Annotated in this window: 19 protein-coding genes; 9 read left to right on the top strand and 10 right to left on the bottom strand. The window is 56.1% G+C overall.

All coding sequences use genetic code 11. From position 1 onward, the window contains the following. Positions 1-192: 192 nt before the first annotated feature. The gene (gene pckA, locus EA20_RS0109035; protein ID WP_024966519.1) at positions 193-1,806 is read left to right on the top strand and encodes a phosphoenolpyruvate carboxykinase (ATP); all 1,614 of its coding nucleotides are present in this window, start codon (positions 193-195) and stop codon (positions 1,804-1,806) included. A 34-nt stretch (positions 1,807-1,840) separates the two neighbouring features. Here pckA and envZ read toward each other — a convergent pair whose 3' ends face one another. The 3 genes from envZ to EA20_RS0109020 form a co-directional block, all read right to left on the bottom strand. Continuing rightward, on the bottom strand, positions 1,841-3,190 hold the full coding sequence (gene envZ / locus EA20_RS0109030; RefSeq protein WP_024966518.1) for a two-component system sensor histidine kinase EnvZ: 1,350 nt from the start codon (positions 3,188-3,190) through the stop codon (positions 1,841-1,843). Beyond that, positions 3,187-3,906, bottom strand: coding sequence for a two-component system response regulator OmpR (ompR, locus tag EA20_RS0109025; RefSeq protein ID WP_001157751.1), 720 nt, complete (start codon positions 3,904-3,906; stop codon positions 3,187-3,189). The genes envZ and ompR overlap by 4 nt, the downstream gene beginning before the upstream one ends. Before the next feature lie 278 nt (positions 3,907-4,184). After that, positions 4,185-5,474, bottom strand: coding sequence for a glycoside hydrolase family 28 protein (locus tag EA20_RS0109020; RefSeq protein WP_024966517.1), 1,290 nt, complete (start codon positions 5,472-5,474; stop codon positions 4,185-4,187). Positions 5,475-5,727: 253 nt separating this feature from the next. Here EA20_RS0109020 and greB point away from each other — a divergent pair, with 253 nt between their 5' ends. From greB to EA20_RS0108990, 5 genes are all read left to right on the top strand, one after another. Then, complete coding sequence (gene greB, locus EA20_RS0109010; RefSeq protein ID WP_024966515.1) at positions 5,728-6,207, top strand: transcription elongation factor GreB; 480 nt, start codon at positions 5,728-5,730, stop codon at positions 6,205-6,207. Between the two features lie 95 nt (positions 6,208-6,302). Next, positions 6,303-8,636, top strand: coding sequence for a Tex family protein (locus tag EA20_RS0109005; RefSeq protein WP_024966514.1), 2,334 nt, complete (start codon positions 6,303-6,305; stop codon positions 8,634-8,636). Positions 8,637-8,780: 144 nt separating this feature from the next. Then, on the top strand, positions 8,781-9,002 hold the full coding sequence (feoA, locus tag EA20_RS0109000; protein WP_024966513.1) for a ferrous iron transporter A: 222 nt from the start codon (positions 8,781-8,783) through the stop codon (positions 9,000-9,002). 2 nt (positions 9,003-9,004) lie between these two features. Beyond that, positions 9,005-11,311 (top strand): Fe(2+) transporter permease subunit FeoB, encoded by a 2,307-nt coding sequence (gene feoB / locus EA20_RS0108995; RefSeq protein ID WP_024966512.1) that lies wholly within the window; start codon positions 9,005-9,007, stop codon positions 11,309-11,311. A 107-nt stretch (positions 11,312-11,418) separates the two neighbouring features. Continuing rightward, positions 11,419-13,107, top strand: a complete 1,689-nt coding sequence (locus tag EA20_RS0108990) for an alpha-amylase family glycosyl hydrolase (protein ID WP_024966511.1) — start codon at positions 11,419-11,421, stop codon at positions 13,105-13,107. A 36-nt stretch (positions 13,108-13,143) separates the two neighbouring features. Here EA20_RS0108990 and EA20_RS0108985 read toward each other — a convergent pair whose 3' ends face one another. Beyond that, a complete protein-coding gene (locus tag EA20_RS0108985) occupies positions 13,144-13,413 on the bottom strand; it encodes a DUF1471 domain-containing protein (protein ID WP_024966510.1) in 270 nt (89 codons plus the stop codon). Between the two features lie 165 nt (positions 13,414-13,578). Then, on the bottom strand, positions 13,579-14,355 hold the full coding sequence (gene bioH / locus EA20_RS0108980; RefSeq protein WP_024966509.1) for a pimeloyl-ACP methyl ester esterase BioH: 777 nt from the start codon (positions 14,353-14,355) through the stop codon (positions 13,579-13,581). 32 nt (positions 14,356-14,387) lie between these two features. On the opposite strand from bioH, the gene gntX reads away from it, so the two are divergent. Next, positions 14,388-15,071, top strand: a complete 684-nt coding sequence (gene gntX, locus EA20_RS0108975) for a DNA utilization protein GntX (protein ID WP_024966508.1) — start codon at positions 14,388-14,390, stop codon at positions 15,069-15,071. A 58-nt stretch (positions 15,072-15,129) separates the two neighbouring features. Further along, complete coding sequence (nfuA, locus tag EA20_RS0108970) at positions 15,130-15,705, top strand: Fe-S biogenesis protein NfuA (RefSeq protein WP_024966507.1); 576 nt, start codon at positions 15,130-15,132, stop codon at positions 15,703-15,705. Positions 15,706-15,884: 179 nt separating this feature from the next. Here the strand turns inward: nfuA and malQ are convergent, their stop codons facing one another. From malQ to glpE, 4 genes are all read right to left on the bottom strand, one after another. After that, positions 15,885-17,978 (bottom strand): 4-alpha-glucanotransferase, encoded by a 2,094-nt coding sequence (gene malQ / locus EA20_RS0108965; protein WP_024966506.1) that lies wholly within the window; start codon positions 17,976-17,978, stop codon positions 15,885-15,887. 269 nt (positions 17,979-18,247) lie between these two features. Then, the gene (locus tag EA20_RS0108955) at positions 18,248-19,006 is read right to left on the bottom strand and encodes a DeoR/GlpR family transcriptional regulator (protein WP_024966505.1); all 759 of its coding nucleotides are present in this window, start codon (positions 19,004-19,006) and stop codon (positions 18,248-18,250) included. Between the two features lie 37 nt (positions 19,007-19,043). Next, positions 19,044-19,865 carry a rhomboid family intramembrane serine protease GlpG gene (gene glpG / locus EA20_RS0108950; RefSeq protein ID WP_024966504.1) on the bottom strand — a complete coding sequence of 274 codons (822 nt, stop codon included), beginning with the start codon at positions 19,863-19,865 and terminating at the stop codon, positions 19,044-19,046. Positions 19,866-19,932: 67 nt separating this feature from the next. Next, positions 19,933-20,259 (bottom strand): thiosulfate sulfurtransferase GlpE, encoded by a 327-nt coding sequence (gene glpE, locus EA20_RS0108945; RefSeq protein ID WP_024966503.1) that lies wholly within the window; start codon positions 20,257-20,259, stop codon positions 19,933-19,935. 220 nt (positions 20,260-20,479) lie between these two features. On the opposite strand from glpE, the gene glpD reads away from it, so the two are divergent. Continuing rightward, complete coding sequence (glpD, locus tag EA20_RS0108940) at positions 20,480-21,988, top strand: glycerol-3-phosphate dehydrogenase (RefSeq protein ID WP_024966502.1); 1,509 nt, start codon at positions 20,480-20,482, stop codon at positions 21,986-21,988. A gap of 55 nt (positions 21,989-22,043) precedes the next feature. Here glpD and glgP read toward each other — a convergent pair whose 3' ends face one another. Next, positions 22,044-24,491: a glycogen phosphorylase gene (gene glgP / locus EA20_RS0108935; RefSeq protein ID WP_024966501.1), complete on the bottom strand. Its 2,448-nt coding sequence runs from the start codon at positions 24,489-24,491 to the stop codon at positions 22,044-22,046. Between the last annotated feature and the right edge of the window lie 7 nt (positions 24,492-24,498).

The raw sequence follows: 24,498 nt of genomic DNA, 5'->3' as shown, positions 1-24,498 counted from the left end.
GCGCCCTCCGCCGCTGAACGGCGGAGGGCGCGTCACCTCTCATTTCTGCCCGCTTCTCCTTTCGCTCTCGTTAACACGATGTAAACTGCCCTCGATCGTTTCGGTAACAGGATAATCCGCGCTCCGTCACGGTTAAAGGAAACAGATCCCCTACAATCTGGTGCACCACAGAGTCGATTAAGGAGCAGTAGCATGCGTGACCTGACACCGCAGGACCTCGTCGCTTATGGCATTATGGATACGGTCGAAATTGTTCATAATCCTGATTACGATACCCTTGTCAGAGAAGAAACCCTCCCCGGCCTGAGCGGATATGAACATGGTACCCTCACGGCCTCAGGAGCCGTTGCCGTCGATACCGGTATTTTCACCGGGCGCTCGCCGAAGGATAAATATATCGTTCGCGACGACACCACGCGGGATACGCTTTGGTGGAACGATCAGGGCAAAGGGAAGAATGACAATCAGCCGCTAACCCCAGAAATCTGGCAGGATCTTAAAGCGCTTGCCACTCAACAGCTCTCCGCTAAGCGGCTGTTCGTGGTGGATGCATGGTGCGGCGCGAACCCGGACACGCGGCTGTCGGTGCGCTTTATTACGGAAGTGGCCTGGCAGGCGCATTTCGTCAAAAACATGTTTATCCAGCCTGATGAGGCCGCCCTGCGCGACTTTGAGCCTGATTTTGTGGTGCTGAATGCCGCTAAATGTACCAATCCCAACTGGCAGGAACAGGGGTTACACTCCGAGAATTTTGTCGCGTTTAATCTGACCGAGCGTATGCAGCTGATTGGCGGCACCTGGTATGGCGGCGAGATGAAAAAAGGGCTGTTTGCGGTGATGAACTACCTGCTGCCGCTGAAGGGGATTGCGTCAATGCACTGCTCGGCAAACGTGGGCGAACAGGGTGATGTGGCCATTTTCTTCGGCCTCTCCGGCACCGGGAAAACCACGCTTTCCACCGATCCCCGCCGTAAGCTGATCGGTGACGATGAGCACGGCTGGGACGACGATGGGGTGTTTAATTTTGAAGGGGGCTGCTATGCCAAAACCATCAAACTCTCCCCCCAGGCAGAACCGGAAATCTATCAGGCCATTCGCCGTAATGCGCTGCTTGAAAATGTGGTGGTCCGCGCCGATGGTACCGTCGATTACGATGACGCCAGCAAAACGGAAAATACCCGCGTTTCCTACCCCATCAACCATATTGAAAATATCGTCAAGCCGGTGTCGAAAGCCGGACACGCCAGCAAAGTTATCTTCCTGACCGCTGACGCCTTTGGTGTGCTGCCACCGGTTTCCCGTCTGACGCCTGAGCAGACCCAGTACCACTTTCTCTCCGGCTTTACCGCCAAGCTCGCCGGGACGGAACGCGGCGTAACGGAACCCACGCCAACCTTCTCCGCCTGCTTCGGCGCGGCTTTCCTCACGCTGCATCCGACTCAGTACGCGGAAGTGCTGGTGAAGCGTATGGCGGCGGCGGGCGCCGAGGCCTATCTGGTGAATACCGGCTGGAACGGCAGCGGCAAGCGCATCTCAATAAAAGATACGCGCGCCATCATCAATGCGATTCTGAGCGGCGAAATTGCCCAGTCCGAAAGCGCCACGCTTCCCATTTTCAATCTGGCAATGCCGCTCTCGCTGCCGGGCGTGGATGCCCACATTCTCGATCCGCGTAATACCTATAACGATGAGGCAGAATGGGAAAGCAAAGCGCGGGATCTGGCGCAGCGGTTTATTCATAATTTCGATAAATATACCGATACGCCAGCCGGCGCCGCCCTCGTAAAAGCGGGACCAGCGCTGTAAAAAAAGGGCCGTTAAAAACGGCCCTTCTCTTTTCTTAGCTCGCTACCGCCGGCGGTGAAATACCGGGCGGCAGCGGCAACCAGGCACGGATACGTAATCCTCCGCGCTCGCTTTCGCCAATCTCCAGTGTCCCCTGATGCGCGTCAATAATACGCTGTACGATAGCGAGTCCCAGACCCGTTCCGCTGGTGCTGCGGGCGCTGTCGCCGCGTACAAAGGGCTGGAAGAGATGTTTGAGCTGGTCAGGCTTGATGCCTGGGCCGTCATCTTCCACCTGGAACCAGGCGCGCTGCAGTTCGCTACCGCTACTGACCTTGATCCAGCCGTTGCCGTAGCGGGCTGCGTTAACCACCAGATTGGCCGCCGCGCGTTTAATCGAGAGCGGATTGATCTCCACCATCAGCTCTTCCTGCATGATGTCGCTTTCAATCTCACGTTCGTAACCGCTTTCCGCAGCCACAACCTCGCCCAGTACACCGTTAAGATCGGCACGTTCCGTCTGTATCTCCTGACCAGTGCGCAGATAATCGATGAACTGCTCGATAATCGCATTGCACTCTTCGATATCTTTATTGATCGATTCCGCCAGGTAGCCATCTTCCTCCGCCATCATTTCGGTCGCCAGACGGATACGGGTGAGCGGCGTCCGCAGGTCATGGCTGACACCTGCCATCAGCAACGTGCGGTCATCCGCCAGCTGCTTCACGCCCGACGCCATCTGATTAAAGGCCCGCGTCACCGAACGCACCTCGGAAGCGCCATATTCACGCAGCGGCGGCGGAATAATGCCTTTCCCCACCTGTAGCGCCGCATGTTCAAGCTCGACCAATGGCCGGTTCTGCATGCGGATAAACAGCCAGGCGCCCCCGATCGCCAACAGCATAATCGCCAGCGTATAACGGAAAAGGGGAGAAAAATCGCCCTGATGGATCTCGGTCAGCGGTACCCTTACCCAGATATCGGGTGACAGCCAGGTCTTCAGCCAGACAACCGGTGAGTTTTTATTCACCTCAACGCGCACATCCGTCGGGCCGCCGAGCTGCTGCGCCATCTGCTGGCTGAGAAATTCATAATGTTGCGCCCAGCGCAGTCCGCTCTCTTCCGCCGCCGCATTGGTGTACAGCGAGATCCCCAGTTCACGATAGATCTCACGGCGGAAAGCTGGCGGCACTTCAAGCTGGGTGCCATCCTCCAGCAGCAGCCGGTCCGTCATCAACATACGCACTTCATAGGCCAGCACTTTATTAAACTGTTGCAGGCTGGGCAGAATCGCGAAATTCAGTACCACCAGATAGGTCGTTACCAGGCTGACAAACAGCAGGGTAACGATCAGCAACAGCGTGCGGGCAAAAGAGCTGCGGGGAGAGAAGCGGAAGCGCTTCATGCCTTACTGCCGTCCGGTACGAATACGTAGCCAAGACCCCAGACAGTCTGGATATAGCGGGGATGCGCGGGATCTTCTTCAACCATGCGGCGCAGACGGGAGATCTGCACGTCGATTGAACGCTCCATCGCACTGTATTCGCGGCCGCGGGCCAGATTCATCAGCTTATCGCGGGAGAGCGGCTCTCTCGGATGACTGACCAGCGCCTTAAGCACCGCGAACTCACCGCTGGTCAGCGGCATAGGTTCATCTTCACGGAACATTTCGCGGGTGCCCAGGTTGAGTTTGAATTTGCCGAAGGCGATAACGGCCTCTTCCTGCGAAGGCGCGCCCGGCAGTTCGTTCGCCTGGCGACGCAGCACGGCACGAATACGGGCCAGCAGCTCACGCGGGTTAAAGGGTTTTGGAATGTAGTCATCCGCACCGATTTCCAGCCCGACGATACGGTCCACTTCTTCCCCCTTCGCCGTCACCATAATGATCGGCATCGGGTTGCTCTGGCTGCGCAGGCGGCGGCAGATTGAGAGGCCATCTTCGCCAGGCAGCATCAAATCCAGCACCATCAGGTGAAAAGATTCCCGTGTCAGCAGGCGATCCATCTGTTCGGCGTTCGCCACGCTGCGAACCTGGAAGCCCTGTTCGGTCAGATAGCGCTCAAGCAACGCACGTAAGCGCATGTCGTCATCGACGACCAGGATTTTATAATTTTCTTGCATATCGATACTCCCAAAGGCGCCATTGCCTGCACCATTATTCTTAAAAAAGATGCCTGAATGTAACAGTCAATAATGGTTTATATTGTAGCCGAAATTGTTACAAAGCATATTAAACAGCAACTTATCCTTATTTTTCATTCTCTTTTGGCGCGAAAGATCGGCGTTTTCCCCGGGGTATCGGCTGGAAGGCAGGTTCGGACGGCGTTAAAAAATGATCTTCCTGCCTCAGACTCCTTAACCTCCCTAAATAGCCGTTTTTACCCGCTACTAGGCAGAATTCAGCGTTCATAAGTATCATTTTCATCGCGGGTCAAAGCAGGAGAAGTCACGCTCACGTCACTGAACTGCAAATTCTCCACACCCGCTATTTTGCCAAATTCCCTCGCCTGCACAGTAATATGGTTAAACGTCATATTCTTAACCGGATTTTCTTCACATCCCTCAATGAAAAAAGCGCGGGAAAAGCGGTTTGTCGTCAGGGTGGCGGTGATATGGCGCAGGGTGATATCCGCGACGGTGGTCAGCCCCGCTTCGCCTTCCACCCCTTGCCGGATCGCCTGCCAGTGGGGAGGAAAATCCTCAGAAGCGGCGCTGGAAGCGTAGCTGTACTGCGGGAACCAGTTGAGCTGCATCAGAAAAGGAAAGCGCACATCCGTCATGGTCAGATGGCGAACCACGATCGCGTTGATCCAGCCGCCGCGGTTGCGGGCAGATTTGATGCGAAAGCCCACACCGGTGCCGAAAAAGCAGTTGTGCTCGATAGTCACCTGTTCAATGCCGCCGGAGGTTTCACTTCCCAGCGTGATGCCGGAGCCTTTATGCAGCTCACACTGGCGGATAATAATTTCTCTGGCCGTTTCAGCCTGCTGCTGAGCCAGTAAACCGCGTCCCGATTTAACGCAGATATTGTCATCGTTGCAGGAGATGACACACTGTTCGACCGTGACCCGCTGGCAGGAGTCGATATCAATGCCATCCGTACTCGGTCCAGCTGAATTACTGACTGTGGCCCCCGTCAGCAGAATGTCGCGGGAATAACAGAGATGGATGTTCCAGAACCCGGATTCCCGGCTGGTGAAATCGCGTAAGGTAATGTTTTCACTTTGATAAACCACCAGATTGCGTGGCCGCTGGCACTCATAATCCACAACCCAGCGCAGGCCGCGCGCGCTGTAATCCGCCAGCATGCCTCCCTGTTCATCCTCTCCCCAGAAGCGATGCCACCAGTATCTGCCCTGCCCGTCAATCACGCCCGGACCGGCGACTTCCACCCGCTGACAGCCGTTAATATTAATGATGCCGGCTGGCCAGGACATATCGATGCCCGCCACCCGGGTCCAGATCGTTTTATAGTCAGCGAGCTGCTCGCTTCCCAGCAGCACCGCGCCCTCAGCGAGCCAGAGCGTCATCTCGCTTTTCAGAAACAGGGAACCGGTCAGGAAGCGGCCCGGTGGAATAACCACTCTATCGCCAGGCGATGCGCGATCGATCGCCTGCTGTAGCGCACGCGTTGAAAGTGTGGCGCCGGTCGGATCGGCCCCCAGCTCAAGAACGTTCAGATGCGTCATGTCAGGATCCCTTCCCTTTGCCCAAAAAATCATGGTCGTTATCGCTACTCTACGCCACGCCCGCGTTTTCCCCTTTCCGTCAGCGACAGGGCGGCGAAAAACCTGGCAAGAAAGTAAAGATTTCTCAGCCCTGATCCACATTGTAAAAAAGAGAGGAAAAACCGCAGATAAGGCAACAGCCACTGATGATGAATAACTACGTCAGAGTGATTACAATGACGCCCATTGTTTCACTGAAGATGGCCGTTGCCGGATGAGAACCAAACTGATTACCCGCGAAGGATTCGATAAGCTGAAAGCCGAGCTGGACTTTCTCTGGCGCACCGAACGCCCGGAAGTGACCAAAAAAGTGACCTGGGCGGCGAGCCTTGGCGACCGGAGTGAAAACGCTGATTATCAGTACAATAAGAAGCGCCTGCGTGAGATCGACCGCCGCGTCCGCTATCTGACCAAGTGTCTGGAGCAGCTGCGCATTGTCGACTACTCGCCGCAGCAGGATGGCAAAGTCTTCTTTGGCGCCTGGGTGGAAGTGGAGAATGACGACGGCGAGCTGAAGCGCTTTCGCATCGTCGGCTATGACGAAATCTTTGGCCGTAAAGACTACATCTCCATTGATTCACCGATGGCGCGCGCCCTGTTAAAAAAAGAGACCGGAGACGTTGCCACGGTGATGACGCCAGCCGGCGAAGCCACCTGGTATGTGGTGAATATTGATTATATTAACCCATCCTGACCGCACGGTTATTGCGCATCTGGCCAGCCATGCGCTGGCAATTTGCCCCCGCAAACCGTATAACTTACCGCTGTCTTATAGCCATAAAGTAACCCATGATGAAAGATTCGCTGAGCCACCTAATTGCAAGTGAGCTTCAGGCCAGGGCAGAACAGGTTGAAGCCGCTGTTCGTCTGCTGGATGAAGGAAATACCGTGCCCTTTATCGCACGCTATCGTAAGGAAGTGACCGGCGGGCTGGACGATACCCAGCTGCGCCAGCTGGAAACCCGCCTCGTCTACCTGCGCGAACTGGCCGAACGCCGCCAGGCAATTCTTAAATCGATCGCTGATCAGGGCAAGCTGACCGACGAACTGGCCAGCGCCATCAGCAGCACCCAGAGTAAAACCGAACTGGAAGATCTCTATCTTCCTTATAAACCAAAGCGTCGTACGCGCGGCATGATCGCTATCGAAGCCGGACTGGAACCGCTGGCCGATACGCTGTGGCAGGATCCGTCGCAGACGCCTGAGCTGCTGGCCGCCCGCTTCGTCGATGCGGATAAAGGCGTCGCGGACACCAAAGCCGCGCTGGATGGTGCACGCTATATCCTGATGGAGCGTTTTGCCGAGGATGCTTCCCTGCTGGCGAAAGTACGTAATTACCTCTGGAAGAACGCCCATCTGGTTTCACGCGTGATTGAAGGGAAAGAGGAGGAAGGCGCCAAGTTCCGCGACTATTTCGATCATCACGAACCGCTTGCCACCGTGCCTTCGCACCGTGCGCTGGCGATGTTCCGTGGTCGTAACGAAGGCGTACTGCAGCTGGCGCTGAACGCCGATCCCCAGTTCGATGAGCCGCCCCGTGAAAGCCAGGGTGAGCAGATTATTGCTGAACACCTTAATCTGCGTCTCAACAATGCTCCGGCTGACAGCTGGCGCAAAGCGGTCGTCAGCTGGACATGGCGCATTAAAGTGCTGCTGCATCTGGAAACCGAACTGATGGGCACGGTGCGCGAGCGCGCTGAAGATGAAGCCATTAATGTCTTTGCCCGTAACCTGCACGATTTGCTGATGGCCGCGCCAGCAGGAATGCGTGCGACGATGGGCCTCGATCCGGGACTGCGTACCGGCGTAAAAGTGGCCGTCGTGGATGCAACGGGCAAAGTGGTGGCCACCGACACGATTTATCCGCATACCGGCCAGGCAGCCAAAGCAGCGGCGGCCGTTGCGGCACTGTGCACCCGTCACAACGTGGAACTGGTAGCCATTGGCAACGGAACCGCCTCGCGCGAGACCGAACGTTTCTTCCTGGACGTTCAGAAGCAGTTTCCGCAGGTTACCGCGCAAAAAGTCATCGTCAGCGAGGCTGGCGCGTCCGTCTATTCCGCTTCCGAGCTGGCCGCGCTGGAGTTTCCCGATCTGGATGTTTCCCTGCGCGGTGCCGTCTCCATTGCCCGCCGGTTGCAGGATCCGCTGTCCGAGCTGGTCAAAATCGACCCGAAATCGATCGGCGTGGGCCAGTATCAGCATGACGTCAGCCAGAGCCAGCTGGCGAAGAAGCTGGACGCCGTCGTGGAAGACTGTGTGAACGGCGTAGGCGTGGATCTGAATACCGCCTCCGTTCCGCTGCTGACCCGTGTGGCAGGCCTGACGAAAATGATGGCGCAGAATATCGTCAGCTGGCGTGATGAAAATGGCCGCTTTCAGAATCGCCAGCAGTTAATGAAGGTGAGCCGGCTGGGGCCGAAAGCCTTTGAGCAGTGCGCGGGCTTCCTGCGCATCAATCAGGGTGATAACCCGCTGGATGCTTCTACGGTGCACCCGGAAGCCTATCCGGTCGTGCAGCGTATCCTGGCCGCCACCGGCGAGGCACTGAATGCGCTGATGGGCAACCCTGCCGGACTGCGTACGCTGAGAGCGGTCGATTTTACCGACGAGCGCTTCGGCCTGCCGACCGTCACCGATATCATTAAAGAACTGGAAAAACCGGGTCGCGATCCGCGCCCTGAATTCAAAACCGCCCAGTTTGCTGAAGGCATTGATACCCTGAGCGATTTGCTGCCGGGAATGGTGCTGGAAGGATCGGTCACCAACGTCACTAACTTCGGCGCCTTTGTGGATATTGGCGTACATCAGGACGGTCTGGTACACATCTCCTCGCTGGCCGATAAGTTTGTTGATGACCCGCATAAAGTGGTGAAGGCAGGCGATATCGTTAAAGTGAAAGTGATGGAGGTTGATCTTCAGCGCAAGCGTATTGCCCTGACGATGCGCCTTGATGAGCAGCCAGGCGAAACCCAGTCACGCCGCAGCGGCGGTAAGAGCGATCGGGAAAACGGACGTCCGGCGCAGGGCAAGGCGCGGCCACGTCAGCCGGCCCAGGCCGCTGCCAGTAATAACAGCGCGATGGGCGATGCGCTGGCAGCCGCGTTCGGTAAAAAGCGTTAAGCGTCTCTCCGGGAGGTGCCGTCCGGCGCTTCCCGTTTCTTCCCCGATTAAAAATTGTCCTGAGTCAATGTTTACGAGAATGGTTCTCATTATAATTTACGCTGTTAATTATCACGGTGCGGCAAGAACCGCCTGGGTGGATTTATGCAGCTTATTGCCAGAGAACACTACAAAATCGTTCGCTTTTCCCCTGACGTCAGTATCGCCTTTCGCCAGAAGCTTCTCTCCCTCGGCCTGCTACCGGGCGCCACTTTTGAAGTAAAACGCGTGGCGCCCTTTGGCGATCCCGTGCAGATCGATACGCGTCGCGTCAGCCTGATGCTGCGCAAAAAGGATCTCGCCTCTCTTCAGCTGGAGCGCGCTTAACCATGAAACCCTGCACAATCGGCTTAATTGGCAACCCTAACGCCGGTAAAACCACGCTGTTTAATCAGCTTACCGGCGCACGGCAGCGCGTGGGAAACTGGGCTGGCGTGACCGTTGAACGTAAGGAAGGTAACTTTATCACCGGCCAGTATAAGGTGCGGCTGATCGATCTTCCCGGCACTTACTCGCTGACGACCATCTCCGATCAGACCTCGCTTGACGAGCAGATCGCCTGTCATTACATGCTGAGCGGTGAGGCGGATCTGGTGATTAACGTCGTGGATGCCAGCAATCTGGAGCGTAATCTCTACCTGACGCTCCAGCTCCAGGCGCTGGGCATTCCCTGCATCGTTGCGCTGAATATGCTGGATATTGCTGAAAATCAGCAGATAGCCATCAATATTGCCGAACTGGAAAAACGCCTCGGCTGCCCGGTGGTCCCGCTGGTCTCAAACCGCGGGCGGGGCATTGATAAGCTGAAGGCGGCCATCGACAGCCATTCCCGCCAGCCGGGAGAACTTACGGTTCACTACCCCGACGACGTATTGCGCAACGTCGCCACGCTGTGCGATGCCATGCCGCCTCACTATACGCCGCAGCAGAAGCGCTGGCTGGCCTTGCAAACCCTGGAAGGCGATATCTACAGTCGTGAACAGATCGGCCAGGCGGCAGAGCTGCTGGCAACGCTGCCGGGTCAGCAGGATGACCCTTTGCGTATCGTCACCGCCCGTTATGCGGCCATTGAAGCCGTCTGCCAGCATGTGATCGAACCTGACCGGGCGACGCCGCATCAGCTTTCGGCCAGGCTGGACAGGCTGGTGATGAACCGCTGGCTGGGCCTGCCGGTATTTTTGCTGGTGATGTACCTGATGTTTTTTATGGCGATCAATCTTGGCGGTGCGCTGCAACCCTTGTTCGATCTCGGTTCTGCCGCGCTCTTTATTCACGGCATGCAGTGGGCAGGCGCCATGCTGCATTTTCCGCTGCCGCTCACGCTGTTCCTGGCGCAGGGCATCGGTGGCGGTATCAACACGGTTATGCCGCTGATCCCGCAAATCGGTCTGATGTATCTGTTTCTTTCGCTGATGGAAGACTCAGGCTATATGGCCAGGGCGGCTTTTGTTATGGATCGTCTGATGCAGGCACTCGGGCTGCCGGGCAAATCATTTGTGCCGCTGATTGTGGGTTTTGGCTGTAATGTGCCTTCGGTGATGGGCGCCCGTACGCTGGATGCGCCGCGTGAACGGCTGATTACCGTATTGATGGCACCCTTTATGTCCTGTGGCGCCCGGCTGGCAATCTTTGCCGTCTTTGCCGCGGCGTTTTTTGGCCAGCACGGCTCGCTGGTGGTATTCAGTCTTTATCTGCTCGGCATTGCCGCTGCAATCCTGACCGGCCTGGTGCTGAAGCATACGCTGATGCGCGGCGAGGCTTCACCCTTTGTGATGGAACTGCCGACCTGGCACGTTCCGCACCTGAAGAGCCTGCTGCTGCAAACCTGGCAACGGCTGAAAAGCTTTGTGTTCAGGGCTGGCAAGGTCATCGTGTTGGTGAGCATATTGATTGGTGGCCTGAACAGCTTCTCCTTCAGCGGTCAGCCGGTATCAGGCATTGATGAATCGGCGCTGGCAACGGTCAGCCGCCAGATCACGCCGCTGCTGGCGCCAATGGGGGTCCACGATGATAACTGGCAGGCAACGGTCGGTCTGATCACCGGGGCGATGGCGAAGGAAGTTGTTGTCGGTACGCTGAACACGCTCTATACCGCCGAGGCGCTGCATGATGAGCCCTTTGATGCGGCCAGCTTCAGCCTGACCGCCGAGCTGGGCGATGCCCTGTCGGAAACCTGGGCGAGCGTACGGGATACCTTCAGCCTCAGCGTATTAGCCAATCCGTTTGAAGCCAGTAAGGGCGACGGCGAGATGGCGAGCGGCGCGATGGGCATCATGCACAGCAAGTTTGTCAACGATGCCGCTGCCTACAGCTATCTGATTTTTGTGCTGCTTTATGTGCCCTGCGTATCGGTTATGGGGGCGATTGCCCGCGAAAGCAGTACCCGCTGGATGCTGTTTTCCGTTTTCTGGGGCCTGAATCTGGCCTATTCGCTGGCGACGCTCTTCTATCAGGTTGCCACCTTCAGTGAGCATCCTCAGTACAGCAGCGTCACACTACTGGCGATCGCGCTCTTCAATTTGCTGATCTGGCTGATACTGAAAAATATCCATCTGCCGCCAGGGCGCCTGGCGGTCAGAACGGTCGGGGCTGAAAACCGCTGCCAGGGATGCGCCAAAAGCGGCAACTGCCACTGATCCTGCCGCTTTTGCGCTAAAGGGCCGTTGAAGTTGCGATATTGCTTCAACGGTCTACAGTGAAAGCTAATGTGGCATTGAATAATTGCGGTGGCTCCCCCAATAAAATGGAAATTATCAATTCCCTACTCGATAAGATCTATGACGGCACTTTTCCCGACGCCTGTCGGGCAAGGCTGGCCGCCGCCATCTGCACCACGCGTGATGCCCTGTCGCATCAGCGTAAAGCGCACTGGGATGAAAAAGATGTGGTGCTGATAACCTATGCCGATCAGTTCCGCGAAAGTGAAGCTCCCACGCTGCGTACCTTCTCCCGCTTTTATCAACAGCATCTCCAGTCCAGCTTCAATCTTGTGCATCTGCTGCCCTTTTTTCCCTATTCGTCGGACGATGGCTTTTCGGTGATTGATTATCATCAGGTCAGCGCCATCTGCGGCGACTGGTCTGATGTGGCTGAACTGCACCAGCATACGCGCCTGATGTTCGATTTTGTCTGTAACCATATCTCCGCACACAGCCGCTGGTTTAAGCACTATCTGGCGATGGATGCTGGCTGGGATGACTTTTTTATCAGTATGCCGCCCGCAACCGATTTGAGCGGCGTTACCCGTCCGCGCACATCGCCTTTGCTGACACCTTTTGAGATGGCTGACGGCAGTACGCGGTTTATCTGGACAACCTTCAGTGCCGATCAGATTGACCTCAACTTTGCCAATCCTGAGGTTCTGCTGCGTATGGCTGACGTTCTGCTGGATTACCTGGCAAAAGGCGCAGACTACGTCCGGCTCGATGCGGTCGGCTACATGTGGAAAACCCCTGGCACCAACTGCATTCATCTCGAAAAAACGCACCAGCTGGTGAAGCTGTTTCGCGCTATTGCCAATGTAGTGGCGCCAGGCACGGTGATCATTACCGAAACCAACGTGCCGCATAAAGACAATATCAGCTACCTCGGTAACGGATACGATGAAGCGCAGATGGTTTATCAGTTTTCGCTGCCACCATTAGTGCTGCACGCAATCCACTATGGTTCTTCCCGCGCGCTGAAGCAGTGGGCGGCCTCTCTCGGTACGGGAGACGGCACCACCACTTTTTTCAATTTCCTCGCTTCCCACGACGGCATTGGCCTGAACCCGCTACGCGGCATTCTGCCTGAAACCGAAATCGTGTCTCTGGTGCGCGATCTGGCCACCGAAGGCGCGTTAATTTCATGGAAAAACAATCCTGACGGCACCGCCAGTCCCTACGAAATCAACGTCACCTACATGGACGCGCTGAACAAAAAAGAGGATGACGATGACACGCGGCTGCAGCGCTTTATGCTGGCTCATGCCCTGCTACTGGCCTTTCCCGGCGTGCCGGCCATTTATGTACAGAGCATTCTGGGATCGCGAAATGATATGGAAGGCGTGAAGGTCGCCGGGCATAACCGGGCGATTAACCGTGAAAAATATGCCATCAGCGCGATTGAAGCGGCGCTGGGCGATCGCAAGTCGCTGCGTCACCGTGTTTACCACGCTTTGAGCGCGCTGATTCAGCTACGCATCCGCCAGCCGGCCTTTCATCCCGATACGCCGATGGAGGTGCTGGAAAGCGACAATGCGCTGCTGGTCATCGGCCGGCAGCCGGTTAAAAAACATGATGCGCTACTGTGTATCTACAACCTCAGCGGACGTGAGGTGACCTGGTCGCTGCCGGAAAACAGGCGCTACAGAAATATCAATAATGATGAGCGCATAGAAGGTGACGCGCCGGTGTCGCTGGCGCCCTGGGGCTGGCTGTGGCTGAAGGGTTAAAAAGCAGGCAGAATGCGCTCTGCCTGCTTCCGGGATTTACTTATAGACGTCTGCGGTAGCACTGAATTTACCGTGCTCACGGCCGGCGATCACCAGGAAATATTTCCCGCCTTTTTCATCAGCCATTTTGGACAGCTCTTCTTTAGCGTCCATTGGCGAGGTGGTTTCTGCCGTCGTGCTAACCGTACCAATTTTTTCAAGCTTCATGGTCTGCACTTCTTCTTTCGTCACTTCCTGCGCGGCAAATGCGCCGAAAGAAACTGCACTAACCAGTAAACCGGCCACAGCTGTTTTGAACATTTTCATCAAACACTCTCCTGCATAGTTGTTAGAAATAAGCCGTCGCTCGATGGGGTTACAGGGAGAAGACTGTCCGGCTCCCTGGCCATCTCAGAGGTAAAAGGTAAGCGTTCCTGCTTACCCTCTTTATTATTGCCCCTGATGGATAAATAGCCAGCCGGAAAGGCAAATTTAATGTGATATTTTCAAATCGAAATCAATCAGTTGCTGGCAAAAGATTTCCGGGTGAGAAATAAAGGGCGCATGGGCAGCTTTATCAATAATGACCGCCTCGCTGTCGGGCCATGCCTGGTCAAGCAGGGGGACGATGCGGCGCGGCACCAGTCCATCCAGGGCACCATAAATTCTCAACAGCGGTACGGTAAACGCCAGCATCGCTTCACGCAGATCGGTCGTACGCAATATTTCCAGCCCGCCGTTCAGGACGTTAACATCCGGAGCCTGCTGGCTAAGCACCACATTTTTAAGCATCCGGGCATCCTGACGTGCCGTTTCGGTGCCCAGCGTTTGCAGCGCGAGAAAGCGCTCAACGGTACGCTGAAAATCCTCGCTCAGCTGACGCTGAAAGCCGCTGAGCGTTTCCGGTTTAATTCCCGGCCAGGCTTCACCCGCCGTAAAGCAAGGCGAGGTTGCCACACCAATTACGCCGCTTACCCGCTCCGGGTGGCGTAACGCCATTTTGCTGGCCGCCAGCCCCCCCAGCGACCAGCCGAGCCAGAGCGCCTTCGCAGGGGCATGCGGCAGCAGCGTGGCCACCATCTCATCCAGACTCATGGCGGGAAAAGAGTGGCTGCGTCCATAGCCGGGCAGATCCACCAGATGCAGGCGAAAATGGGGGCTGAGCCGCGCCAACGTGCTGCGCCACACCTCCGCATTCAGCCCCCATCCGTGCAGCATCACAAGATCGCGATCGCCTGCGCCTGTTGTCTCCCAGTAAAGCTGAGTCATGCGTTATTGTCCTGTTTTTATCTGAGGCCGCTATGCTATCAATCCCCGCCGCCTGTTGGCTATGTCAGATGCCGCTCGCCCTTGCGCATCATGGCTGCTGTAGCCTTTGTCTGCGTAACTTACCCCGCCTGCCCGCCTGCTGTCCCCGCTGCGGACTACCGGCAGCGACATCCCGTCTTGAATGCGGCCGCTGCCTGCTGCATCCTCCCGCCTGGCAACATATGGTCGCCGTGAGCGACTGGCAGCCGCCGGTACGCGAACTGGTTAAGCGGCTGAAATTTTTCCGTGCTAACGCGCTTTCCTCCATGCTGGCGAGGCTGCTGCTATTGCGCTGGCTGGCGGCACGGCGTGAGCACGGGCTGTGCAGACCCACGCTGCTACTTACTGTACCCTTACAGAAAAAGCGCGCCTGGCAGCGCGGCTATCACCAGATGGAAAGCGTGACCCGCTCTCTCGCCCACTGGCTCGGTTGCCGCTATCTGCCCGCAGGCATCAGGCCGCTTCGTCAGACAGCGGTTCAGCACAGCCTGACAGCCCGGGCGCGCCGCCGGAATTTACGGGGTGCCTTCCGGGTGGTCACCGGTGTCAGGGATGAGCATATTGCCCTTATCGATGACGTGGTGACCACCGGCAGCACTGCCGGGGAGATGAGCCGCATTTTGCTGGCGGCGGGCGCCGCCAGCGTACAGATATGGTGCCTGTGCCGAACCTTGTAGAGCGTCGGCGATGGGCGTATTATAACCAACTGATTTAGTCAACTATTGAGCAATCGCCATGATCCGAATTACTGATTCTGCGCAAGAGCACTTCGCAAAACTGCTGTCGAAACAGGAAGATGGCACCCAAATCCGCGTATTCGTCATTAATCCGGGTACGCCAACTGCCGAGTGCGGTGTCTCTTACTGTCCACCCGATGCGGTAGAAGCCACCGACACCGAACTGAAGTTTGAAAAGCTCTCTGCCTATGTGGATGAGCTGAGCGCACCCTATCTCGACGATGCGGAAATCGACTTCGTTACCGATAACCTTGGCTCCCAGCTGACGCTGAAAGCGCCAAACGCCAAAATGCGTAAAGTCAGCGACGACGCGCCGCTTATTGAACGCGTTGAATATCAGCTGCAGGCGCAGATCAACCCACAGCTCGCCAGCCACGGCGGCCGGGTATCCCTGATGGAAATCACCGATGACGGCTACGCCATTCTGCAGTTTGGCGGCGGCTGTAACGGCTGTTCCATGGTGGATGTGACCCTCAAGGAAGGGATTGAGAAAGAGCTGCTGGCCACTTTCCCGGAACTGAAGGGCGTCCGCGATCTGACCGAGCACCAGCGCGGCGAGCACTCCTTCTACTGAGTGGGCGGCGTTACGCGGGCGGCCTCTGTGCTGCCCGCATTATTTCTTCCTTGCGCAGCATTCTTCTCTGCCGCCGCATTTATCCTTTTCGAAGCATTCAACCCTTTCGCAGCATGCATCCCTGCAATACTCTTCTTAGCTGCAAAGCGCCACGCTGTTTTTCTCCAGGCCTCCCTGGCTCATTTCTCTCTGCCCACACCGTTGCCAGCGTTGCGCCTGCGATTAAGGTCTTTAAGCAGTTTGTTGATGCGATCGTCGCTAAACATCGCCTCCAGCGTCACCGCCAGTTTACGCCGCCAGTTGGGGTAGCGATCGGTGGTGCCGGGAACGTTGACCGGCTCTGCCATGTCCAGCCAGTCTTCCGGCTGTAGCCCCAGCAGCGCGCTGTTGCTGTCGGCGATAAACCGCTGCATGGCGCGATTAAGCTGCGGGTTCATCGCCATCAGGCTGGCATTTTTTCCGCTACGTTGAGGCAGGCAACCATACTGACGCAGCGCCTCCAGCAGCGCCTGCTTCTGCCTGGCACGATCCTGATGGAGCCCATGCAATACGGCTTTATCCGGATAAATGCCTAACTCCTCGCCGAGAGAAAGATCGCCCGCCGTCCAGAATCCCCGCAGCGTCGGCAGATCATGAGTGGTCGCGCTCGCCATCGACTGACGGGGCCACGAAGCGGGCGAACGATAGCTATCCGGTTTATCTTGTTCAAAGAACAACACTTTCCAGGAATAAATGCCGCTACGGCGAAGCATCGCGACAATCTCCTTTGGCACGGTGCCCAGATCCTCGCCGATCACCATGCAGCGGTTGCGCTGGCTTTCCAGCGCCAGGATCGCCAGTAAATCTTCTACCGGGTAATAAACATAGGCGCCGTTATCCGCCGTTTCCCCGTAAGGTATCCACCATAACCGCAACATCGACATGACGTGATCAATGCGAAGCGCGCCGCAGCTCGCCATATTGGCCCGCACGAGATCGATAAAGGGCTGATAACCTCTTGCCGTCATAACGTGGGGATCCATCGGCGGCAGACCCCAGTTTTGTCCCTGCGGGCCGAGAATATCCGGTGGCGCGCCCACTGACGCGCCCAGGCAGTACAGCTCCCGGTCACACCACGTCTCCGTTCCCCCTTCTGCCACGCCAACCGCCAGGTCGCGATAAAGGCCAATCGGCATACCGCGCTGCTGGCTGAGCTGCCAGCAGGCGTCAAACTGGCTGTGCGCCAGCCACTGTAGCCATAGCCAGAAACGGATCTCCTCTTCGTTACTGTCGCAGAAGTGTTGTACCGCCTCGCTGTCGGTTTGCTGTAGTGCTTCCGGCCAGGCGGGCCAGCCCCAGCGCTGCGGATCTTCCTTCAGCATGGCGCCGTGCAGCGCGTCGTAGGCGGCCTGCCAGAACAGACTTTTACCGCCACTCTCGACAAATTTCTGGAACTGCTGCCGATCGGCATCCTGCTCGTCACGCTGGTTGAAATGGTGCCACGCGTGACACAACCCCTGCATTTTCAGCCCGATAACCCGCGTGTAATCCACCCAGTCACTTTCCCTTGCTTTCGCCAGCTGCGCACGGGTATTTTTCTGCTGCCACCAGCGCTGTGCTGCTTTGCTCTGCTGGAAATCCGGCACGGCTGAGACATCAATGTAGATCACATTCAGCCAGCGTCGTGATGAGGGACTGTAAGGACTGGCGTTTTCCGGACTGGCCGGATAGAGCGAGTGAATGGGATTCAGGCCAATAAAGGCACCGCCGCGATCGGCAATTTCGGCCAGCATTCTTCTGAGATCGCCAAAGTCGCCGATGCCCCAGTTGTTTTCCGAGCGCAGCGTATAAAGCTGAACGGTGGCGCCCCAAAGCCGTTTTCCGGCCAGCAGCGGTTCCGGTTCATAGCAGCGCTCAGGCGCGACGATAACGCGGCTCGTCCAGCTTTTTTTGCCCTGCGTAAGCGTAAGCTGATGGTAACCGTACGCCAGGCTGGCAGGCAGCTTAAGCGCGCTGCCGCCGTCAATTTCGCCGTGAAACGTCTTCCCGCTTTCCGTTTCCAGCCGCCACTGATAGCGTCCGGAACCGGCAATATCCAGCAGCATCGTACGGCGACGGATAAATACCTTGCAGGCCGGAAGCGGCGCATTTTTTTTGCGGCTCGCTGGCGCCATTGCGGCCAGCAACCGCTGACGGATCGCCAGACTGATCTCTTCAGGTTCGCCTCTGGCATTCACATATTTTGCGGCGATCCCCGCTGCTGCCGCCTGCTCTTCAATTTTTTTCCTGTTCATAGCGCGCCCCTCATCCTTTGCTCTGCCAGAGAGAAACCGGCTTTGCCTGGCGCGTAAGCGGCGCGTTAAAGCGCGCCGGATGAAATTTCAGTTGCGACATACCGCTCCCTTTTCCAGTAATGGACGAAAGATGAAAAGTAAAAGCACTACAGACGTTTACAGTTAAGACCGGAACAGCAGAAAATGCTCACCTGAGAAGTGAGAAAATGTGAGAACGATAAAGAAGCAGTTTTGCAGCATCCCTGCTGCCGTCAGGCGAGCGCCAGACCTCAGCAGAGTTCCAGATGAACTTCATGCTGCTCAATGTTTTTCAGTACGTTGGGCGGTGGAGCCTCATCGGTAAACAGATAATCGATCAGGCTCATGTTGCCCAGATTGACCATTGCGTTGCGGCCAAATTTCGAATGATCCGCCACCAGCATCACGCAGCGGGAGTTCTCAATGATGGCCCGTTTGGTGCGGACTTCATGATAGTCAAAGTCGAGCAGCGATCCGTCCATATCAATGCCGCTGATCCCCAGAATGCCGTAATCAAGGCGAAACTGTGAAATGTAATCCAGCGTGGCTTCTCCCATGATGCCACCGTCACGGGTGCGAACTTCACCACCGGCAACAATCAGGCTGAAGTCCGGTTTTGACATCATCAGCATAGCGACGTTGAGATTATTGGTGACCACCCGCAGATTGTTGTGGTTCAGCAGCGCATGCGCAACCGCCTCGGGCGTGGTGCCGATATCGATAAACAGGGAGGCGCCGTCAGGGATCTGGCTGGCGACGCGCTGCGCGATGCGCGCCTTTTCCGCTGACCACATCATTTTACGATCCTGCCAGGCGGTATTTTCCGAACTGGAAGGGAGCGCCGCGCCGCCGTGATGACGCTGTATTTTATTCTGCTCCGCGAGATCGTTCAGATCCCGCCGGATGGTTTGCGGGCTGACGGTGAAATGCTCCACCAGCTCTTCCGTACTGACGTAGCCCTGGCGACGCACCAACTCGATAATGGCGTCATGACGTTGGGTTTGCTTCACAAAACTCTCCTGTTGACCGCATCCGCGCGACTTAACATTAGGATCTCTTCGCCTGCCGGCTGTCGACGAGGGCCATGGCCAGCCCGACCAGCAGGCCGGTGACATGCGCGGCATTGGCAATGGCGAGCCCAAACCAGTCCATATATCCCACCACCAGCCAGACCACGGCAAAAGCCATTAAACCACGTTCAAGGTAGACCCCACTTTCCGGGTCCCGCTCGCCCCTCAGCCAGACGTAGCCCATCAGAGCATAAACCGCGCCCGACAGACCGCCAAACATCACGCCGCTATATTTTGACTGCATCCAGCCGCTGAGCAGCGCGGAAATCAGCATGATGACAAACAGCTTACCGGAACCCAACCGCTTTTCTACCGCGCCGCCGAGATACCACCACCAGAGCAGGTTGAAAAGTATATGCAGAAGGGAAAAATGCAAAAATGCATGGGTAAACCAGCGCCAGAGCTGATAGTGCTGGCCGACATCCGGCCAGGCCAGCCAGCTCATCACCACCGGATAGCCGGTGATCTGCATCAGGATAAATACCGCAACACAGATAACCATCACCGACAGCGTCAGCGGACCCGCCCGCTGGCGGATATTCTCCATCAGCGATGAGGGCTGGTAGCGGATGCCGCTTTCTGTATTGCCCGCCTGCCAGCTTGCCGCCAGATAGCGGGGATGGTTAGGATCGCGGATAAACTGGTTAAGTTCGTTTTCGACCAGATTGACGTTCGAATCATCATCCAGCCAGAGAACGTAGCCTTCATCATGTTCGATTCTGAGCATGATGCCGCGCGTGGCCATGTAGTCCACGAAGGCCTGCGCCATACGGGGGTTAGAAAATTCAGTAATACGCATAATCGCCGTTGGCACTCCCTGTTTACGCTACCGAAAGGCAGCTTTACACCATCAATAAGACAGCCTGCTACGCCAGTGATTCAACCTGCTGTGGAAATGCTGACTGCCAGGCTTCAAACCCGCCGTCCACGCTACAGACGCGCCCAAAACCTTGCGTCAGCAGATACTGAGCTGCACTTTTACTGCTGATGCCGTGATAGCACATCACCAGAACAGGCGCATCCGGCGCAGCGCGTTCAATAAAGGCTTTCAGCGAATCATTCGTCAGATGAAAAGCCCCGCTGGCATGGGCGGCCGCATAGCTCTGCGGATCGCGTATATCCACCATCAGCGCGCCGTTTTGCGCCAGTTCTTCCTGCGCCTGCTGCACGCTGATGCACTCAAATTGTTCCATAACCGCTCTCCGGGTAAATAAAGTCTATTGTAACGCGTTAACTGACCACAATAACCCGGAAATAAGCAGGGTTAAGCCGCTTTTACGCCCCTAATAATGTTACCTATATCACGCATAAATGTTTTTATTCCGTTAACGCTGGCATCAATGTTGGTTTCCGATTATTATTATGCTCGAAAACGAACATTAAAGAACTATTCCGAACATCGGAGGAGATAACGTGGAAACCAAAGACTTGATCGTGATCGGTGGCGGCATCAACGGCGCCGGGATTGCGGCAGATGCTGCTGGACGCGGCCTGTCTGTGCTGATGCTGGAAGCGCAAGATTTGGCCTGCGCGACCTCTTCTGCCAGTTCAAAACTGATTCACGGTGGCCTGCGCTACCTGGAGCATTACGAATTTCGCCTGGTGAGTGAAGCCCTGGCGGAGCGCGAAGTGCTGCTGAAAATGGCCCCGCATATCGCTTTTCCGATGCGATTCCGCCTGCCGCATCGCCCCCACCTGCGTCCGGCCTGGATGATCCGCATCGGTCTGTTTATGTACGATCACCTGGGTAAACGTACCAGCCTGCCGGGCAGCAAAGGGGTGAATTTCGGCGCTGATTCCGTGCTGAAGCCTGAAATTACGCGCGGTTTCGAATATTCAGACTGCTGGGTGGATGATGCCCGCCTGGTGGTGCTAAACGCTCAGGAAGTGGAAAAGCGCGGCGGCGAAGTCCGTACCCGCACCAAAGTTACCCGCGCCTGGCGTGAAAATAATCTGTGGACCGTTGAAGCGGAAGATATCGATACCGGTAAAACCTTCACCTGGCGTGCCAAAGGTCTGGTGAATGCGGCAGGTCCCTGGGTCAAACAGCTTTTTGATGAAGGGCTTGAACTGAAATCGCCATACGGCATCCGGTTGATCAAAGGCAGCCATATTGTTGTGCCGCGCGTTCATACGGAAAAGCAGGCTTATATCCTGCAAAACGAAGATAACCGTATCGTTTTCGTTATTCCGTGGATGGATGAATTTTCAATTATCGGCACCACCGACGTTGAGTACAAAGGCGATCCTAAAAACGTCCACATTGATGACAATGAGACGGAATATCTGCTGAAGGTGTTCAACGCACACTTTAAGAAAACGCTGAGCAAGCAAGATATCGTCTGGACTTATTCCGGCGTGCGTCCGCTATGTGATGATGAATCCGATTCACCACAGGCAATCACCCGCGACTACACGCTGGACGTGCGTGATGATAACGGCCAGGCGCCTCTGCTGTCGGTGTTTGGCGGCAAGCTGACGACTTACCGTAAGCTGGCGGAACATGCGATGGAAAAAATGTCGACTTACTATTCCAACATCGGCCCGGCATGGACCAAATCCTGCGTGTTGCCGGGGGGGGATATCGCCGGTACGCGTGAAGATTACGCCGCCAGCTTGCGTCGCCGCTATCCGTTTATCACCGAGCCGATGGCGCGTCACTATGCCCGCACCTACGGCAGCAATACAGAGCTGATTCTGAGCGAAGCGAAAAGCCTTGAGGATCTGGGTGAGCTGTTTGGTCACCATTTCTATGAGGCGGAGCTGCGCTATCTGGTGGCCCATGAATGGGTTCGTCAGACGGATGACGCGCTGTGGCGCCGGACGAAGATGGGCATGTTCCTCAACGAGGAGCAGCGTGCACGCGTCGGCGAGTGGCTGGCGCACCATGCGAAGAAACCGGCACTGTCACTGGCATCCTGAGCCGTTGAGCGAACAGTAAAAAGGGCGGATAACCGCCCTTTTTTATTGCCTGCCGCTACAGCCGGACGGGCTTGATTCCCCATATCTCATCCGCGTACTCCTGAATGGTACGGTCGGAGGAGAAATACCCCATGTTGGCGATATTGAGCAGCGCTTTGCGCGTCCACTCTTCCGGACGGCGGTAAAGTTGGTCAACCTTATCCTGCGTGTCCACATAGCTACGGTAGTCAGCCAGCAACTGATAATGGTCGCCCAGGTGTACCAGCGAGTCGAAGATATTCCGGTAGCGACCCGGTTCCTCGGGGCTGAACACGCCGGTTGCGATTTGGGTCAGCGCCTGATGGAGTTCAGCATCCTGCTGATAAAGGGTATGAGGGCTGTAGCCGCTGGCGCGCAGCGCCTCCACTTCCGGCGTGGTATTACCGAAGATAAAGATATTCTCCTCACCCACGTGTTCCCGCATTTCCACATTCGCGCCGTCAAGCGTCCCGATCGTTAGCGCCCCGTTGAGCGCAAACTTCATGTTGCTGGTGCCTGACGCTTCCGTTCCGGCCAGCGAAATCTGTTCGGACAGATCGGCGGCAGGGATGATGATCTGCGCCAGGCTGACGCCATAGTTCGGGATAAACACCACTTTGAGTTTATTTTTGACCTGAGGATCGTTGTTAATGATCTTCGCCACATCGTTGATCAGGTGAATGATGTGTTTCGCCATGTAGTACGCCGATGCCGCTTTACCGGCAAAAATATTGACTCTTGGCACCCAGTTCGCTTCGGGATCGGCTTTAATGCGGTTGTAACGGGTAATAATGTGCAGCACATTCAGCAGCTGCCGCTTGTATTCATGGATACGCTTAATCTGCACGTCAAACAGGGCGTTGGGATCGATAACGATATCCATATTTTTAGCAATATGCTCGGCCAGCCGCTTTTTATTATGCAGCTTGGCATCGCGGATTTTTGTCAAAAAACTCGGATAATCAATGTGCTGCTTCAGCTCATCAAGCTGACTCAGCTCGGTGCGCCAGTTACGGCCAATCGCCTCATCCAGCACGCCGGAGAGCGACGGATTGGCCAACGCCAGCCAGCGGCGCGGCGTCACTCCGTTGGTTTTATTGCAAAAACGTCCCGGAAAAAGTGCGGCGAAATCAGCAAACAGCGACTGCACCATTAAATTGGAGTGCAGTTCAGAAACGCCATTCACTTTATGACTGACCACCACGGCCAGCCAGGCCATCCGTATCCGGCGACCATCCGTCTCATCGATGATTGAAATACGCGACTGGAGATCCCAGTCATCGGGATAATAATCCTGGATTGTTTTCAGGAAATAATCGTTAATATCAAAGATGATCTGCAAATGACGTGGCAGGATCTTACCGATCATATCCACCGGCCAGGTTTCCAGCGCTTCCTGCATCAGCGTATGATTGGTGTAGGAAAAAACCTGACAGGTCACCTCGAACGCGTCATCCCAGCCATACTTATGTTCATCGATTAACAGACGCATCAGTTCCGGAATGGCCAGCACCGGGTGAGTATCATTCAGGTGAATGGCAATTTTATCGGCCAGATTGTCATACGTCTGGTGCATAACCCAGTGGCGATGCAGGATATCCTGCACGGTTGCCGAAACGAGGAAATATTCCTGACGCAGGCGCAGCTCACGTCCCGAGTAGGTGGAATCATCCGGATAGAGCACGCGGGAGACGTTTTCAGAGTGGTTTTTATCCTCAACCGCCGCAAAGTAATCGCCCTGATTAAATTTCCCCAGGTTGATTTCATTACTGGCCTGCGCGCCCCACAGCCGCAGCGTATTGGTCGCATCGGTATCAAAGCCGGGAATGATCTGATCGTAGGCCATCGCCAGCACTTCTTCCGTTTCCACCCAGCGGGCGCGGCTGCCTTCGAGCTGAATACGGCCACCGAAGCGGACTTTATAACGCGTGTTATGGCGCTGGAATTCCCACGGGTTGCCATATTCCAGCCAGTAATCGGGGGATTCCGCCTGACGACCATCCACAATATTCTGCTTGAACATGCCGTAATCGTAGCGGATGCCATAGCCCCGTCCCGGCAGGCCCAGCGTCGCCAGAGAATCCAGGAAACAGGCGGCCAGACGCCCCAACCCGCCGTTGCCCAGACCGGGATCGTTCTCTTCCTCAATCAGCTCTTCCAGATCGAAGCCCATTTCTTCCAGCGCGGCCTGAGCATCATCGTAGATGCCCATCGCGAGAAGGGCGTTTGAGAGCGTGCGTCCTACCAGAAACTCCATCGACAGGTAATAGACCTGCCGGACATCTTGTGAAAGCTGAGCGCGGCTGGAGCGCAGCCAGCGCTCGACCATACGATCGCGTACCGCCAGCAGCGTTGCGTTCAGCCACTCATGTTTATTGGCAATGGAAGGATCCTTGCCAATTGTAAACATCAGCTTATAGGCGATGGAGTGCTTTAACGCCTCAACGCTCAGCGTCGGGGCGGTATAGGTGAATGGCGCTTTCATAATGAGT

This window comes from Pantoea sp. IMH (assembly GCF_000599885.1).
GTDB lineage: Bacteria > Pseudomonadota > Gammaproteobacteria > Enterobacterales > Enterobacteriaceae > Erwinia.
This window is presented reverse-complemented; position numbering and strand designations above follow the sequence as displayed.